This window comes from Bosea sp. ANAM02, assembly GCF_011764485.1.
Taxonomy (GTDB): domain Bacteria; phylum Pseudomonadota; class Alphaproteobacteria; order Rhizobiales; family Beijerinckiaceae; genus Allobosea.
This window is the reverse complement of sequence record NZ_AP022849.1, coordinates 652,674-667,468: the sequence shown is the minus strand read 5'-3', so window position 1 is coordinate 667,468 and position 14,795 is coordinate 652,674. Positions and strand designations below refer to the sequence as shown.

15 protein-coding genes and 1 pseudogene are annotated in these 14,795 nt (G+C 63.1%); 8 read left to right on the top strand and 8 right to left on the bottom strand.

The window, feature by feature from the left end:
* Positions 1 to 58 precede the first annotated feature (58 nt).
* Positions 59 to 466 (top strand): annotated as a pseudogene (locus tag OCUBac02_RS27055) (nucleoside monophosphate kinase); the annotation flags it as partial.
* Here the strand turns inward: OCUBac02_RS27055 and OCUBac02_RS27050 are convergent.
* From OCUBac02_RS27050 to OCUBac02_RS27035, 4 genes are read right to left on the bottom strand one after another with little or no spacing between them, the layout of a single operon-like run.
* Positions 456 to 1,496, bottom strand: coding sequence for a hypothetical protein (locus OCUBac02_RS27050; protein ID WP_173051096.1), 1,041 nt, complete (start codon positions 1,494 to 1,496; stop codon positions 456 to 458). The pseudogene OCUBac02_RS27055 and the gene OCUBac02_RS27050 sit on opposite strands and share 11 nt — an antisense overlap.
* Entirely contained in the window at positions 1,493 to 2,467 is a 975-nt protein-coding gene (locus tag OCUBac02_RS27045) for a hypothetical protein (RefSeq protein WP_173051094.1), read from the bottom strand. The genes OCUBac02_RS27050 and OCUBac02_RS27045 overlap by 4 nt, the downstream gene beginning before the upstream one ends.
* Before the next feature lie 3 nt (positions 2,468 to 2,470).
* A complete protein-coding gene (locus OCUBac02_RS27040; protein WP_173051092.1) occupies positions 2,471 to 3,553 on the bottom strand; it encodes a hypothetical protein in 1,083 nt (360 codons plus the stop codon).
* Positions 3,554 to 3,555: 2 nt separating this feature from the next.
* Positions 3,556 to 3,966 (bottom strand): hypothetical protein, encoded by a 411-nt coding sequence (locus OCUBac02_RS27035; RefSeq protein ID WP_173051090.1) that lies wholly within the window; start codon positions 3,964 to 3,966, stop codon positions 3,556 to 3,558.
* A 210-nt stretch (positions 3,967 to 4,176) separates the two neighbouring features.
* Between OCUBac02_RS27035 and OCUBac02_RS27030 the strand changes: the two genes are divergently transcribed.
* Positions 4,177 to 5,685: a ribonuclease J gene (locus OCUBac02_RS27030; protein WP_173051088.1), complete on the top strand. Its 1,509-nt coding sequence runs from the start codon at positions 4,177 to 4,179 to the stop codon at positions 5,683 to 5,685.
* Between the two features lie 8 nt (positions 5,686 to 5,693).
* Here the strand turns inward: OCUBac02_RS27030 and OCUBac02_RS27025 are convergent, their stop codons facing one another.
* Positions 5,694 to 6,341: a hypothetical protein gene (locus OCUBac02_RS27025; protein ID WP_173051086.1), complete on the bottom strand. Its 648-nt coding sequence runs from the start codon at positions 6,339 to 6,341 to the stop codon at positions 5,694 to 5,696.
* A gap of 192 nt (positions 6,342 to 6,533) precedes the next feature.
* Here OCUBac02_RS27025 and OCUBac02_RS27020 point away from each other — a divergent pair, with 192 nt between their 5' ends.
* Genes OCUBac02_RS27020 through OCUBac02_RS27000 form a run of 5 tightly spaced genes read left to right on the top strand, consistent with a single transcriptional unit; the run spans position 6,534 to position 10,226 of the window.
* Positions 6,534 to 7,178, top strand: coding sequence for a GcrA family cell cycle regulator (locus tag OCUBac02_RS27020; RefSeq protein WP_173051084.1), 645 nt, complete (start codon positions 6,534 to 6,536; stop codon positions 7,176 to 7,178).
* A 7-nt stretch (positions 7,179 to 7,185) separates the two neighbouring features.
* On the top strand, positions 7,186 to 7,497 hold the full coding sequence (locus OCUBac02_RS27015) for a hypothetical protein (RefSeq protein WP_173051082.1): 312 nt from the start codon (positions 7,186 to 7,188) through the stop codon (positions 7,495 to 7,497).
* Between the two features lie 30 nt (positions 7,498 to 7,527).
* Positions 7,528 to 8,124: a hypothetical protein gene (locus OCUBac02_RS27010; RefSeq protein WP_173051080.1), complete on the top strand. Its 597-nt coding sequence runs from the start codon at positions 7,528 to 7,530 to the stop codon at positions 8,122 to 8,124.
* Positions 8,125 to 8,127: 3 nt separating this feature from the next.
* A complete protein-coding gene (locus OCUBac02_RS27005) occupies positions 8,128 to 9,159 on the top strand; it encodes a hypothetical protein (protein ID WP_173051077.1) in 1,032 nt (343 codons plus the stop codon).
* Positions 9,156 to 10,226 carry a hypothetical protein gene (locus OCUBac02_RS27000; RefSeq protein ID WP_173051075.1) on the top strand — a complete coding sequence of 357 codons (1,071 nt, stop codon included), beginning with the start codon at positions 9,156 to 9,158 and terminating at the stop codon, positions 10,224 to 10,226. Before OCUBac02_RS27005 ends, OCUBac02_RS27000 begins: the two co-directional genes overlap by 4 nt.
* A gap of 75 nt (positions 10,227 to 10,301) precedes the next feature.
* Here OCUBac02_RS27000 and OCUBac02_RS26995 read toward each other — a convergent pair whose 3' ends face one another.
* From OCUBac02_RS26995 to OCUBac02_RS26985, 3 genes are read right to left on the bottom strand one after another with little or no spacing between them, the layout of a single operon-like run.
* Positions 10,302 to 11,528 (bottom strand): hypothetical protein, encoded by a 1,227-nt coding sequence (locus OCUBac02_RS26995; RefSeq protein ID WP_173051073.1) that lies wholly within the window; start codon positions 11,526 to 11,528, stop codon positions 10,302 to 10,304.
* Positions 11,529 to 11,565: 37 nt separating this feature from the next.
* Positions 11,566 to 12,708, bottom strand: a complete 1,143-nt coding sequence (locus tag OCUBac02_RS26990; protein ID WP_173051070.1) for an ATP-grasp domain-containing protein — start codon at positions 12,706 to 12,708, stop codon at positions 11,566 to 11,568.
* A complete protein-coding gene (locus OCUBac02_RS26985) occupies positions 12,705 to 13,532 on the bottom strand; it encodes a DNA-methyltransferase (RefSeq protein WP_173051068.1) in 828 nt (275 codons plus the stop codon). Before OCUBac02_RS26985 ends, OCUBac02_RS26990 begins: the two co-directional genes overlap by 4 nt.
* A 171-nt stretch (positions 13,533 to 13,703) precedes the next feature.
* Here OCUBac02_RS26985 and OCUBac02_RS26980 point away from each other — a divergent pair, with 171 nt between their 5' ends.
* Positions 13,704 to 14,735 carry a 2'-deoxycytidine 5'-triphosphate deaminase gene (locus tag OCUBac02_RS26980; protein ID WP_173051066.1) on the top strand — a complete coding sequence of 344 codons (1,032 nt, stop codon included), beginning with the start codon at positions 13,704 to 13,706 and terminating at the stop codon, positions 14,733 to 14,735.
* Positions 14,736 to 14,795 lie beyond the last annotated feature (60 nt).

The window sequence follows — 14,795 nt, the reverse complement described above, 5'->3', positions numbered from 1 at the left end:
CCCGTAAGCCGGCATCCGAGGATCAACCTCGGATGCCGGATAGCCCTTTGTTAGCGACGAGCTCAGCGGGAAAATCGTCCGGGACTGGCTCGCCAAGCACCCGGGCGAAGGCTTCATTCTAGACGGTTTCCCAAGGAATTTGGCGCAGGCCGAGCTGTGCCTGGACATTCTTAGCGAGGTGTCTCGTCCTCTCGACGCGGTCGTTCAAATCGACGTGGACGAGGCGGAAGTCGTCCGGCGTGTCGCTGCTCGGGCAGGCGCGGCGATTGCCGCCGGTGAGGCCAAGAGGGCTGATGACGATCCAGATGTGGTTGTCGACCGGCTGCGCATCTGGCGCGAGCTGACGGAGCCCGTTGGCGCGTTCTTCGCCGCCCGCGGGCTCCTCATCAACGTCGACGGCATGATGCCGGCGGCGGATGTTCATGAGGCCATCAGCACCGCCGTGGTGGCCCGCATCAAGGCGTGAGGAGAGCGAGATCCGGGTCGTCTGATCGGCCGAAAGCGAGCTCTGGATAATCGATCGAGTTCGTGACTGCGTCTCGGAAAATCGGCATCCAGAATTCCAATTCGGTGCGCGCCCAGAACATGTCGTCCGAGAAGCACTTCGAGGCCTCAAGGTCGTCCATAGCGGACAAAAGCAGCGGGATGCTGGACGAGTCGTCGTTCACCGCGAGGTTATGCGCCCGCCCAACGCGCGCGAGCAGCTGATAGCCATCGTCGGGGAAGTGGCCGATGAAGTTCGAAAGGAGCGTGAGCATCCGGTTGGCGGCCGCCTCGGTATTTACGAGGGCCTCTGAGGCCGGCGGCAGCAAATCCGTATCGCGGTCGACGCCGGTGACCGTGAGATCGTCGTAGATTTCGCCCTTTGCCCAAGCCTTGTAGAACCGGCGAGCATCCTCCAGGCGCTCTGGGCGAAACTGGAATTCGATCGCCCGATCACCCGTATTTCGCATTTCGATCCTGGTGGACGCGTAGAGCTTGCGAGACCCGCTCTTGGTGTTGGCGAGCGTCACGGCGATCATGGGTTGGCGGCGCCGAACGTGGACCCGCTCATCGATGATCGCGACTTTCGCGAACGCCCTGCGCACAGCGGCCTCGACCTCCTGTTGGCGGTCCGAGAGGACCCGGGCCGTCTCAAGCGGAAGGACATCGAATGCGTTGCCGTCACCCAGCCAGTGATAGACCGAGTTCGGCAGCATGTACTGAAGGATGGTGTGGGTCGTCGCGGGCAGGCGTAGCGAGTTGACCAGGTCAGGACCGTGGAGACGATCCACCATGAAGGGGCTGTGATAGCAGTGCCCCTTAAACGCCCTTCGCGTCATCGAGTGCCCTCCCTTGTCATGAATCGTGAGCGCGATGGGAGCATCCTCTTTGGAGAGCCAAGGGATCTCCATGTCGAAGGTGCTGTTGATCAGCGCCGTCTTCGCGGTTCGGCCGCCCCGAGCCACGTAGGTCACGGGATAGCGATAGCCGATGGCAACCGTTCGCTTGGTCATGGAGCAAGATCCGCGAGTTCGGGCGCTTCGTCGTGAGTGACGAAGTCGACGCTGTCAGAAACTGATTTGATGAGCGGGGTTATCTTTGAACCGTCGAGCGCCGGGTTGTCGCGGAGCACCGATTCGGCGAGCGAAATCGCCTCGGCGGGGAGATCCTCACCAGCATCGGAGGAAAGTGCACTCTGAAGCTTGCGCTCGATCGCCGTGGATTCTGCGAAGTTTTCCAGCCCCATAACGTAATCGGCGGTGTACCTGTCGAAGGCGACCTTCAGCTCGTAGAGAAGGTTCCTCGCGTTGACCACCGCCTCGGGGAACATGGGCCAGCATGGATCCGCTAGAAACTCGACCGGAGGCATTTGTTCGTTGTGAACCTCGCCCTTGGCCAGGGCCATCTCCCGAAGCGCCTCAAGGCACGCGCCGGAGCGCCGGATGCTGAAATGAACTCCAACTGAGGCGTTTCGCCGCTGCAGCGGTGCGGCTGTGTCGGCCGACCAGGTGCCCAGGAAGCTCCTGATGACGAAAGCGGGTTCGAGGGCAGGCCTGTAGGCGAAACCGTCGATGATCAAGATCCGAGAGAGCGCCGCCGTCGCCGAGCGCAGGTGCTCGCTTCCGTCGTCGATGACGCGCCTAAGCTTGGCTGGCAGCGTGGAATCGCCTTCCTTGTGTTCCCACTGGAGAAAGCGGGCGACCCAGGCTGGATCGGCCAGGCGCGCCTTCAGATCGGATGCGCTGAGTGGAGGGATGCCCGCCTTCGCGGCGACCGGAGCGAAGAGCGATGTCCCCCGGAGACGGCGAACATACTTCAGGCCTGGTCGCCGATGGTGCTCCATGGTGACCGCGACCGGCGCCTCCTCAGACGAGAACTCGCGCAGCATCAGAGGTGCTGACGCCAGGGTTGAGATCGTCTGCGGGTTTCTCGCTCGATACGGGACGTAGGTCACGTTGAGCGGGATGGAGGCATGGGCGAGCACATCTCACCTCAGCATTGCGAGTTCTTCGACAGCCCTGTCGTAATCCGGGTCGGACTCGATCTCCTCGGGCACCATAGCCGGCGGCTCACAGGCGTCGATGGAGAGGAGGCTAACGGCCGTCCAGCGGCGCAGGTGCGCGCGTGTCGAGGAATGATGACGGGAGACCCCGAATTCAGCCTCCTGAAGCTCGTGGATCAGGCTTCGGGCGCGCTCGACACCGGCCAATGCGCGGGTCCGCTCTGGAGCCGTGATTTCGGTTTTGCAGGCGGCGAGCTCGCCGAGCTTTACGAAGGCCGCTGGGGGAAGCAGGGTGAGTGACGTCTTCGCGGCGTCGAGCGCCAGATTGACGGCTGCGCGAGCGTTGATCAGCAGCTCCGGCAGACGCGCGGCCTCGATCAGAGCGAGATCGAGGATCTCCCAGTCTCCCGTCGCTTCTACTCCAGGGCGCTTGTCTCCCGGCGTCACGGATGCGATTTCGGCCGCCAGCTTCACGGCAGTGTCGAACTGGTCAGCGTTGAAGTTCAGGCCACGATAAGCCGTCCGCCAGTTCATGTGGCGCCCGGCCTCGTTGTCGAGGGAGACTTCGGTCTTGTTGCCCACAGTGACCATGTAGCTCGGAAGCGGCGTCGTTTTGTGGAGCTTGCCATCGATGAAAGCGAGGGCCTCGAAGCCTTTCTCGATGCGACGAAGATGGTCGTCTTCCCCGTCATAGAAGACCTTGTCGATGTCGAAGGGCATCGTCTCGTAGGTGTCCTTCGGCGTGCGCTCTGGATCTGTGATGTTTCCCAGAAGCGACAGGCCGCTCGGATCCCCAATGCTCAGGTTGTGAAGATGGTGATCGTCGAGGTGGCGGCCGCCAATCAAGCCAAAGGGCATTCCGTTCACAGCGCGAATGGTGACCGATGGATTTTTCCAGACGCGCGGCTCGACGACGCGGTGCATGGCGACAGGTGCTTCGTCGCCAGTCAGATCTCGAACAGCGATCGAGAAGTCGCGATGCAGGCCGATGGTCTGACGCGCGCGCGAGCGCTTCTTCTGGATCGTCAGCGGGAAAACCGATCGCACGGTAACATTGCGCGTCTTCATGGTCAGGCTTTCAGCGCAGCCGACGACAGACCGAGCTCGACCTTAGCTGCCGAAAAGGCCTCGTCGACCGAATCCGCCCGCTCGATGATGACCTGGTCAGGCACCATCTCCGCATCCACCATGCAGAGCGGGTCGCGGAAGCGTTCCGCCTTGAAACCGCCTGCTTCCGGGCGGATAAGCACGAATGTCGAGCGATCTGCATCGCTGATGACGAGCTGATCGGCGCCTTGCGCGATCGCCCAGGGAAATTCCCCGACGCATTCCGAGTTGACGAAATCCAGAACAGCGTCGCTGTCCTTGAAGAATGCCGCCAACGCGGCCGCTGCAGAGCTCTGGGGCTTTTCGGTCATTGATCCACTCTCCTTGCATGCAGAGTGGCGTTCTCGGACGCAACTCACAAAGCCCCCATCCACCAGAAGCCTTCGAACGATCCTTCTAACTTTCGGATCAATCCTTCATGGTGTGAAGGAATGGGTATCACTTTTTTGAATCGTAACGACAGACAGTAGGTCCGTTTGACATCCAATCCAATTTCGCAGGCGCTCCCCTTTCTGGAGCGGGCGCCGATCCCGTCCGACAGCGCGATCACGATCCTTCCGCTCGGCGGAACGAACCGCGTCGGCATGAACTGCTACGCTGTAGGCACCAAGGGCCGATGGGTCCTGATCGACCTGGGCGCGACATTCCCCGGCGCAGACGACGATTTCGCGGCCGAGTTCGCGGAGCGCCATGAAGCCAGGGTCGAATCAATCTTCCCCGACCCCCGCAGCTTCGGCGACATCATCAATCGCCTTGACGCCATCATCCTCACTCACGCCCACGAGGATCATGTTGGCGGGATCGCCCCTCTCCTTGCCTTCAGTGAGGCCTGGCCTCGCCTCTCCCGTGTCCCGATCTGGGGGACGAAGTACACCATCGAGACGGTGCAGAACCGCCTTCGCGAATATGGTCGGTCCCACCCAATGCGGGAGCTTCACCCGAAGCGCACCACGCGGATCGGGCAGTTCGACATCACTCCGATCCGCGTGACCCACTCTGCTCCGCAGACCATGGCGATCCTGCTCGCCTGCAAGGCCGGGCGGATCATCCACGCCAGCGACGTGAAGGTCGATAGCAGGCCGGTCATCGGCGCGCCGACCGACTTCGGCAGCCTGGAGCGTGTTGGCCGGGCCGGTGTGCTCGCCTTCTTGGCCGACAGCACGAATGCGCATCGTTCCGGACGCTCCCGCTCGGAGGGCGAGGTGATGGATGGCCTGACCGATGTCATGCGCTCTGCCACCGGTAGGGTTTACGTCTCCACGTTCGCTTCGAATGTCGCCCGGATCGAAGGCATTCGCGGCGCTGCCCGCCGCAGCGGCCGCTCCCTGGCGTCGTCCGGATTCTCGATCCAGCGCAATTTCGAGACGGCCTGCGCCACCGGCGTCCTGCAGCCGAATACCCCTCCCCTGATCGACGCTCGTCGGCTCCATCACGGGATCCCGAAGCGGAAGATGGCGGTGGTTTGCACCGGCACGCAAGCGGAGGAGCGGTCGGCTCTTCGACGCCTGACGACGGAGCTGGAGTTGGGGGCGTTCTCGAATTCCGGTCCGTTCCGCATCGAGGCGGGCGACACGGTTGTCCACTCGGCTCGGGCGATCCCGGGCAACGAGGCGACCGTTCGGATGATGCTGGATACGCTTCGCGCCAAGGGCGTGAACGTACTGGATGCCAATAGCGGGCTCCCAATCCACGCTTCCGGCCATGGTCATCGCGACGAACTGATGGATCTCTATCGCGCCATCCGCCCGCGCTTTGCCATGCCGGTTCACGGGAATGAGGAGCTGATCGAAGCTCACCTCGATCTGGCTCGCTCCGTCCCTTCGGTGCGCGATGCACAGTCCCCGCGGGAAGGCGAAGCGTTTCGGGTTTCGGAGGCGGGCATCGAGCGTCTCGGCACGATGTCCGTGGATCTCGTTGCCTACCTCAAGGGTGTCGGCTCCACCCTCGGAACCGAGAAGCTGGTGGCGTGGCCTTCGGGCGAAGCGCCGGATCTCAAGCGGGAAGCCAAGGAGCGTCGCCGGGGAATGACGACCAGGAGGTCTCCCTCCTCGGAGCGGTCGCGCGGCGAGCAAGGCCTGCGCGCGACCGTCTGAGATCGCCTCTAGAGGCCGACGGCGCGAGAAACCTGGTCGCAGAGGCGGAGGTCGAAAGCGTCGTCCGCGTTGCGGACGCGGCTCTCCATGTCGATCCAGTACGCGCCGGTCGCGTCGAGGTCGGCGACGACCTGAGCAACGTTCGACGGGCCGAGACCTCCCGCATAGCCGACCAGTCGGTCCTCATGATGATGGGGCCATGACGAAGGCACGATGCCGGCGCCGCCGGACGCATCGAAAAGCCATGAGATCCTATTCTCGGCAGGGAACGCATTTCCGTCCCTGCTCTGCAAGATGACATCGACCCCGAGCCTCGCAGCGAAGCTGACAAGAGGGCCTAGATCCTGAGGTGCCCGGCCAACGTTGATCTGAACCCGCTGGAACCCGCCGATCAGCGCTTCGACCTCCGCCTGTTCGCCGCGCTCCGCCAGGGTGGCTGCCCAGCTGCCGCAGACGTGGGCGGCGAGCCGCAGGCTCCTCGGAACATCGCGGATCCAGGAGAGCGTTGGGTAGCGCGACGTTCCCGCACGGGAGGCTGAGAAGAGGATGCCGAATTCCGTCTTGGGGTGGCGACCCGCGAAGGCCAGGAGCTCTTCCGTCCTGGTGCCATCGTCGGCGCCGGTGAAGGTAATGAAGTCGGGCTTGATGGCGGTCACTGAGATGCCTCGCGCTGGTGTCATCATTGGATAAAAGAGCCAATCCTTAGAGCGATCAAGGATCGTCGATGGCTATCCACGGAAGTCTGCATGGATCGATGATTCGCGCTCGACACTTTCAAGGACCGTTCGTAGGACTGAATCGTCATTCCATGACCGCGGGCGCGGTCGGTATCAGTCAGGAGCGGGTTTATGAGCTGGACGCAAGCGATGATCGACGATCTGCACACGCTGTGGGTCAACGATCGCAAGTCCACAACGGCCTGCGCCGAGATCCTCAATCTGCGGCACGGATCGTCACTCACCAAGAATTCCATCATCGGCAAGGTCAATCGTCTCAATCTGGCCTATAAGGGCGGCGCCCGTATCCCAAGCCCGGTCAAGACGAAAGAGGAGCGCGCAGCGACCGCCGGCCAGCCGAAGCCGGTTCGGCCGAAGCGCGAGAAGACCGAAAGGGCCGCAAGGCCGGCTTCGATCAACGTTCTTTACCAGAAGGCATCGAAAGCGTCCGACGGAACAACCGTCGCGCTCCCCGCTCCTCCGCCGCGCCCGGTCATCGCGCGTGTCGAACTTCCGCCGGTCAAGATCGTGATGCCGGACACCGAGTGGTTCGGCGCTGAAGCCATCAATTCGCTCTCCGATCGCTCCGTCGAGGGCAAGCCCTGCAAGTGGCCTGTTGGCGATCCGATGAGCCCCACCTTCCGCTTCTGCAACATGCGCCACGAGAACCCCGGTTCGTATTGCGAAGGCCATCGCCGCCTCGCCTACAAGCCCGGCAGCCAGCGCCCGGTCGCCATGCAGCGCGAGCGCACCGACGACGACCGCCTCTCTGCCTGATCGTTCCATGAGGGCACCGGTTCGAAATCTCGCCAAACCGCGCCCCTACGCTCTGATCATGCAAATGCGCGGCAGCGAAACTGCCGCGCTCCGCGAACTGCTCGAAATTGCCTTCACCCGCGATCCTATCGACGCGGGATCGCTGGTCACCCTCTGCCGTATCATCGGCGAGGTCGAACTGACCTGGCTGCCATGGGATGTGGCCCAGACAAAGGTTGCTGCCTTGGCGGCGCTCGCCGCCAAGCTTTCCGTCCCGGTCATCTTCCGTCTTCGCCAGGGCAGGTCCGACCCGATTTTGGCTTTCGTCGCCGCGGGCTAGATAAGCACTCACCGGAAGTGGGAGTGACAGATGCGACTCAATGTCGATGGTGTTGGTGAAACCCTTGAGGCTGCGGGCACGATCCGCGCGCGGCGCGTGGGCGTCGTCATCCTTCGCGGCGAAGGTCTACCTACGAAGATCGGCGTTGGCGCCCACAACCTCGAAGACGAGGTCTGGCTCGATATCGAGAACCGCTTCCTTTCGGGCTCCCGCTACACCTCCATCGAACATGTCCTGCTCGGCGGCGTCTGCCTCGCAAAAGCTCCGATGGGCAAGCACGACCAGGCGATGAGCTTCGACGGCACGGTCTTCGCGACTGGCGCGATCGAGGGCACCGCTCCTCCTGGCAAAGTCATCTCGCCAGCGGAATTCGAGGCTGATCCGGATCTGCTGAGCGAGGTCGCCGCCTGGTTCGTCACGACGGCGGATGGATCGAAGGGGCTGTTCGTCGGTCCGCTCGCGATGGACAGCGACGATGTCTGCGAGAGCCTCGCCAAGAGCATCAAGGGCGAGTTCTCGATCCACTCTGTATCCGCCGGCACCTTCATCGCCGGTGACGAGATCGCGATGCGCGGCTGGTCGGTCGTGATTGGCGAACAGCCTGCGCCATCTCCCAGGCCGCGCTGAGCCGTGAAAGTCTTCTGGCCACAGATCGGCTACGAGGTCACACATGTGCCTCCAAAGGGCCGCGCAGAGCGCACTGTGCGGGTTCGCCGCGGCATGCCGGTCAAGGTCGAGGAGATGTCGCTTAGCGAAGCGCCCCTGGCGATCCGGATCGAGACGATCATGGATAAGGTCATAGAGTACCGTGAGGTCGGCGACCGGCTCTTTGAGCGCGTGGTGGGCGAGAACGGTGAACTGGTCGATTTCGAGCGCTTCCTTGAACTAGTCGGCCCGCACGGTACCACCTTCTCCAGCAATCCCTTCGAGGAAGCGTCCTACCGGTCGTGCCACGTTCAGTACTGGCAGGACTCGAACTTCTCCGGGATCGATTACCTCCAGCTAAAATCGGCGCGTGTTGTCAGCAGCACGGAGGGCGAAGCGGTCACTCGCGCGAAGCTTCAGGCGGAGAACCTGGTGCTGCTCGACGGCATGCCGTGGAGGCTTGCGCGAGAGCCGGTGGTCACCGTCGATTTTCGGGTCCCAGGCGTCTGGCCTTCCACCGCGCCGGCATGCGCTGAGAAGTCATCCCATACCTACGCGTTTCGCCTCAGCAATATGGAAGCAGCCGAGGAGCTTGCGGGACAATACCTGCGTGGCAATCGCATGAGCCAGGTCGGGAATGTCGAGGTCATCTCTGACCGTTGCCTTGCCTTTGATGAGATTTCGGATTTCCAGGCGGCAGTTTGCAAGGGCCTCGTCGGCGACGTGATGTTGGCCGATTTGCCGGGATTCGAGAAACTGCCCTTCGAGGTCATCAGCGGCTGGGCTGAAATCCGCCGGCTCGGTCAGGAGCCCAACGGCAACGATAAGGCGCTCGCCCTTGCCCATGTGCTCGATCGCATGGAGGCCTTCATGCCGCCAGCTGACCCGACCATCATTCAGCGTCGCATGGATCGCACAATGGCAGCTCATGCTGGCTTTGCCGCGCGCCGGGCCGCCCAGATCGTGCAGGTGCTCGCGCCCGCTCCCCCTAACGACCTCGATATGCTGCAGCTATGACGACGATCCTCGAATTCGATGTGCCCTATCTTGCTCGGGTGAAACTTCCTCGCAAGCGCGACCAGGAGGACGTGGAGTACCGCGAAGTGGTGCCGATCGCGGTCCGCACGATCGATGATGCCCCCATTGCCATCAGTATGCGGGGCCGGACGCTGCCTCCCCACGATTGCGACTGGCGCGTCGTCGACGGGCGACTTTATCGACCGATGTTCGACGGTGACGACCTGCCGATCCGTGCCAGCGAGTTCCATCTGGCGAAGGAAAAGGCCGAAAACAGGCAAGCGCGTGGATCCTGGATCGATTACCCCCTGAAGGGGCGAACCGGGCGGCTGATCACTTTTCTCAACGCTGGGATCCCACCCGGAGCGACCGTCTTCCAATCGAATCGCGAGCATGCGATCGCAGGGGCGGTTCGCGAGATGATGGACGCGGTCCTCGTGATTGGGGGCGTCGTGCATATGCGCGCGCCGGCGCCGGTCTGGTGCTTGAACCCTCGCTCGAACATCCTGTCCAACGCAATCAGCTCGGTGGAGCTTGCGATGCCGGATCGCGACAGCCCGAGCTTCGGATATTTCCGCGGGGATCAGTCGGAAGCGGCCGTTGCCTTCGCGGAAAGCCTGCTTGTGAGCAAGGATCTCCCGGCGCACACGTTTTGGCCGAACACGGACGTGCGGCTCGGCGAAGGCCGCGTCATCATCCATGACGAGAACGCTCTCGACGATCCGGTAGCCGGAAGCATCCACCGGGCGATGGTTGATATCGAATACGCAATCGCGCCAAGCGAGTTGGGCAAAACACCCTTCGAGCTCCTGGTCGCTTTCGTCGAGCTCAAAAGGGCGTGCCAAGAGGTCGACAGCCTATCGCCCACGGCGGAAGCGGTGGGTCGGGCCGGAGCATGCTTTGAGGCTTATCGAACCGCTTACGCTCAGTTCGGCGACCAGGATTGGCCTCGCGGCGCCAGCTCACAGGAATTCGCGATCGTCGCCTCCGAGCGGATCGCGCGCGCCCAGGATCTGAACCTGATCGCGGATCTTGCAAGCGATCCACTCGCCACCCTCTCGGCTTGATCTGAAAACAGAAGGGCCGGCACGCCCCATCTCAGATGAGGTGTACCGGCCCTTTCGGGCGTATGCGATCGTTGCTCAGAAGCGCGGGCCGTACCCGCCGGCGCCATAGCGGTAGCTGTCTTCCTGGGCCTTGAGCGCCTTGGCGCGGTTCCAGACCTGCCTCATCACCATGTCGTCGGCGCTGTAGATCCCATTCTCCTCACGAGCGACGACGCGTCCGAGAGGGGCGGCAACGAAGCGGCCGCGAGCGAAGTCCATGGTCACGCTGCCGGTGCGCACGACGCAATTGCCGCCGTAGCCCATCTGGCTCATGCAGCTCATGCCCTGGCGGATCGCCTGGTCGATCATCGCGTCGGCCTGGGTGATGCTGTTCACCTCGGCCGCGATGACCGCCTTGGCGGCGATCGTCATCTCGTCCGACATGGGGATGGGACGGGCGGCGTAGGAGTTGGGCTGGAAGTACGGGCGACGCTCGCGATAGTCGCGACGCGGATGATCATAGACTGGCGCTGGGCGATAATCCTGATAGCCGTAGCCGGGGGTGCGATAGTTCGGCTGGACACCGCCGTAGCCCTGGTTCTGGTAGTTCGGCTGCATCCCATAGCCGTTGTTGTTTCGAAGCCGCTGATAGACCTGCGGGGCGCCAGCGCCGGCCGCCATGCCGCCGATGATCGCCAGCATGCGGCGGGACCGTTCTCCGGCGACCACCTCGTTGGGGATAAGCGTGACGCTGAAGCTGCTGATCACACCCAACGTGACGAGGCTGCGAACGAGAGACATCTGCGCAGGCGCTGAGCCTCGAGGACCGCCGAAGGTGATCACCTTGGCCCCGTTTGTGACGAACTTGGCCAGCGGTGCGAGCTTCTGCCGGCGAGCGCGGATCGAGGCGATCATTCCCGCAACCGCGGCGCGCGCGGCGCGCGCAGCCTGGCTGTCGATATGCCGAGCAAGGCCGGCGATGCTTCGGTCTGAGGTCGCAGCGATCGGTTCCTTGGCGAGGGCCGCGATGAGGGACTTCGGGGGAACGGGCACAGGCGCCGCCAGCGCGGCATCAGCGATCGCGGCTGAAGCCACGCTCACCAGACGCTCCGTGGCGTAAGCTGCGCGCTCTTGCAGAGCGCCGCCGGTGCCGGGCGCGCCATGGAACTTCACCAGGGTGGCCGTTGTCGGGGAGCTCGCGGCGACGATCCGCGCAGCGGTGCGCCGCAGCAGCGCCTCAGGCGCGATCTGATCGTGATGCCCTGCTTCGATTTCGCTGCGGGCTTCTCGATTGCGTTCCGTGAGGTCGGTCTTTAGGTCCATAGGTGAATTCCCCAGAAGGATTTCACCGACAATCCCATCACGCAGTGAAAGTCAGAAGTGTCTCAGCGCTAACCGAGCGCAGGAGGGCACTCAAAACTGGCGCATAGTCCATCGCATAGATTCCGACGCGGTCCAGCGAGTTGGTCTCGATAAGGCAGATGCTGCCGTCGTCAGCGTTCACCGCAAAATCCATCGTGCAGTTGCGGAAGCGGCCACCGCCTTCCTCTGCATCGAGTTCGCGGCAAAGCCGTCGCGCCGTTGCGACATACTGGGCAACAAGATCGCTATCCCGCACCAGGTCCCGATCGCCGCGGCAGTGTTCGACCTGCGGGTCGAAGGGACCGTCAGCGGGGTCGTGCCAGCAGGGGCTGAGCCACTCCACGGTGCCGGCGCCGGCGACGGGCTCTCCGTCGACGATGATGACACGATACTCATGGATGAAGCGCAGCTCCTCCTGGATGAGGAAAGCCTCGCGCCGGGCTTCGCAGTCCAGCAAGCAATACTCGAATGCCGTGATGTACGCGCTCTGGATTTCCGAATCCGTAGGCTCCCGGCCTACCGGCAGCGGAAGGCGCGTCGGCGGCATGTATTTCGCCTGGAAGATGATCTTGGCCATCAGCGGGCGTTTCGTGCTCGCCAGCACGCGCCTGGTGGCTTCGACGTAGCCGCCTGGACCGCCGGGGTCGCCTGATGACGTCTGATTTTGACGGTTCAAGGCGGACCGAAGTACGGCGCTTGCCCAATATCGTTCGCCGGCGCCGAGCTTGCCATTCCGCGGCCAGATGATGTTGAGCGCTGGCGCCTGTTCAAGAAGCGGATTTGGAAAGATGCTGTCGTGCTTCAGCGGCGCGCCGAGGAAAATAGTAGGGGCGTCGGGGTCGAATGCGTCAGGTCCGAAGCTCCTGACCACTTGAAGCGGCTCATGGAGACGGTTTGGCGCAAGGATGTGCACACAGAGCCCGGCGTCAAGCGCCGCCAGCAGCACCACGGCGTTTTCCGACCAGTCTTCCGGGTCCGCTTTGGCTTGGAGCTCACAGGCCGGGATATCGAGCGCCCTCGCCCATCGGGCCAGGAGATCCTCGTGCCGCGCACGAACAGCAGCATTCGCTCCGTCAGGGCAGCGCCCGACAAAGGCCAGATCCTCGAATAGCGGGCGAAATACGACCTGCGCACGGCTCAACCGAAGACGAACTCCGGTTGGGAAAGCGCCTCGCTCTCGACGCGGGCTCGGATGAGATCGACGAATTCGGGAAGCTTCTCAGCCGTGATCGCTCTCCTCCCGGTCTTCAGGGCGGCCACAGCCGTTGTGCCCGACCCGCCGAAGGGGTCCAGCACGAGATCGCCTGGGTTCGAGGAAGTCTCGATCAGCATGCGCACGAGGTCATCGGGCTTCTGCGTCGGATGCTTGGCCATGTTGTGCATGGAGCGGAACTGCAGAACGCTGCGAGCGCGTCGCGGCCCTCCATCGACGCTCTCGTAGGTCGATTCCTTGAATGCCCCCATGTGCGTGGGGCTCTTCTTGCGCTTCACCTTTCGGGCGACCGCGTCGAATGTCAGCGGATTGTTGGCGGTCACCTGCTCGGCCGGCGTGCCGTCGAGACGGAACTGGACAACGAGCTCGTGGACGCGATTGAAGCGTCCGGGTTGAGGTGGCCCCGATCCGTTGTGCTTCTCCCAAACGACCTCCTGCATGAGCGTGAGGCCTTTGAATTCACTGCCGCGCAGCATGAAGAACTTGAGGGAGCCGAAACACCAGAGCGACGCCGTCGGCGACATCAGGGGGATCATTGCCTTGATCCAGCCTTTGACGTCGCGGTCCCATTCGAGCTTGGTGATGCCGTAGGGCGGATCGGCAATGACCAGATCGACGGACCCGGGTTCCACGCCAGCAAGCGCGGTGCGGCAGTCGCCATGGATGATCGAGACGTCGGAAGGCGAAACCGGCCTGAAGTTGGCCGGTGGGGGAAGGATGCGGACATCCGGCTGCTGAATGAGGTGTTCCACGGTTCTTGAATCCACGCGACTGGCCGCAGGAGGGTTCTGCTATCGGTGGCAGTTCGGTGGATAGTATCAAGGATTGAATTCTCTATCCTTGATTTGCCCGTGGATGGCCTCCATCGTCGTTCCAACATGCGCGGAGATTTGCACAGGCATCCCGCCCGTTAGGAGTACGAGATGTCGGCCGCGATTTGGGCTTCGCAGAGAATTTCGTCAGCGATTGCCGAGGGGGTGATCTCCTTGGACTTGCCGCTGGATCACGACCAGGTTCAGCCGGCGAGCCTTGATTTGAGGTTGGGCGCCCGGGCCTATCGGCTGCCAGCGAGCTTCCTTCCAGGGCCTGGCAATACCGTTGCCGATCGCGTCGCGCGCTTGGCCACCCATGAGGTCGATCTCACGAAGCCGACGGTTCTGGAGCGCAACTGCGTCCACATCATCCCCCTGATGGAGCGGCTGACTCTGCCGAAGGGCGTGAGCGCACGCGCCAATCCAAAGAGTTCATCAGGACGTCTCGATATCTTCGTGCGCGTCATCACCGACAACGGCGAGACATTCGACGATGTGCCGGCGGGCTATTGCGGACCCCTCTATGCCGAGGTGGTGCCTCGGTCCTTCGCCGTTCTCGCCCAGGCTGGTGCGCGCCTCGCGCAGATTCGCTTCCGGGAGGCTTCGGTCAAGCCGGTTGCGCCTATCCGCACCGTTCCCGTCACCATCGATCTCGATCCTGCCGGCAAGGACGGCGGTGTCATCGGCTACCGCGCACGGCGCCATGCCGGGCTGGTCGACCTCGCCAAGATCGGCGGACATCCCATCTCGGAGTTCTGGGAGCCGATCACCGCGATCGCCGGCAGGCGCGAGCTCGTCCTCGATCCGGACGAATTCTACATCCTCATGTCCGCCGAGGCGGTTGTGGTCGGGGAGGCAGAGGCGGCTGAGATGGTTGCCTATGATCCGGCCGTTGGGGAACTTCGGTCCCACTACGCCGGGTACTTGGATTGCGGGTTTGGACTCGCAGAAGCCGGCGGAGCGGGGTCTCGGGTTGTTCTGGAAGTCCGTTCCCACGATGTGCCCTTCCTGGTCGAGCACGGGCAGCGTGTCGCGACGCTCGTCTATGAGCCCATGGCACAGCGTCCGGACCGGCTCTACGGCCAGGATCTCGGCTCCAATTATCAGGGCCAGGGCCTGAAGCTCTCCAAGCATTTCGCCTGACCACCCCGCGAGACTGCCCTTGCCGGCCTCGCGCGACCCCTCATTGTCCCATTCACAGCT

Excerpts from the sequence above, each read along its gene's own strand:
- OCUBac02_RS27000 (WP_173051075.1), top strand. The coding sequence starts at position 9,156 with ATGACGACGATCCTCGAATTCGATGTGCCCTATCTTGCTCGGGTGAAA.
- OCUBac02_RS27010 (WP_173051080.1), top strand. The coding sequence starts at position 7,528 with ATGCGACTCAATGTCGATGGTGTTGGTGAAACCCTTGAGGCTGCGGGC.
- OCUBac02_RS26980 (WP_173051066.1), top strand. The coding sequence starts at position 13,704 with ATGTCGGCCGCGATTTGGGCTTCGCAGAGAATTTCGTCAGCGATTGCC.
- OCUBac02_RS27030 (WP_173051088.1), top strand. The coding sequence starts at position 4,177 with ATGAACTGCTACGCTGTAGGCACCAAGGGCCGATGGGTCCTGATCGAC.
- OCUBac02_RS27015 (WP_173051082.1), top strand. The coding sequence starts at position 7,186 with ATGAGGGCACCGGTTCGAAATCTCGCCAAACCGCGCCCCTACGCTCTG.
- OCUBac02_RS27040 (WP_173051092.1), bottom strand. The coding sequence starts at position 3,553 with ATGAAGACGCGCAATGTTACCGTGCGATCGGTTTTCCCGCTGACGATC.
- OCUBac02_RS27020 (WP_173051084.1), top strand. The coding sequence starts at position 6,534 with ATGAGCTGGACGCAAGCGATGATCGACGATCTGCACACGCTGTGGGTC.
- OCUBac02_RS27050 (WP_173051096.1), bottom strand. The coding sequence starts at position 1,496 with ATGACCAAGCGAACGGTTGCCATCGGCTATCGCTATCCCGTGACCTAC.
- OCUBac02_RS26995 (WP_173051073.1), bottom strand. The coding sequence starts at position 11,528 with ATGGACCTAAAGACCGACCTCACGGAACGCAATCGAGAAGCCCGCAGC.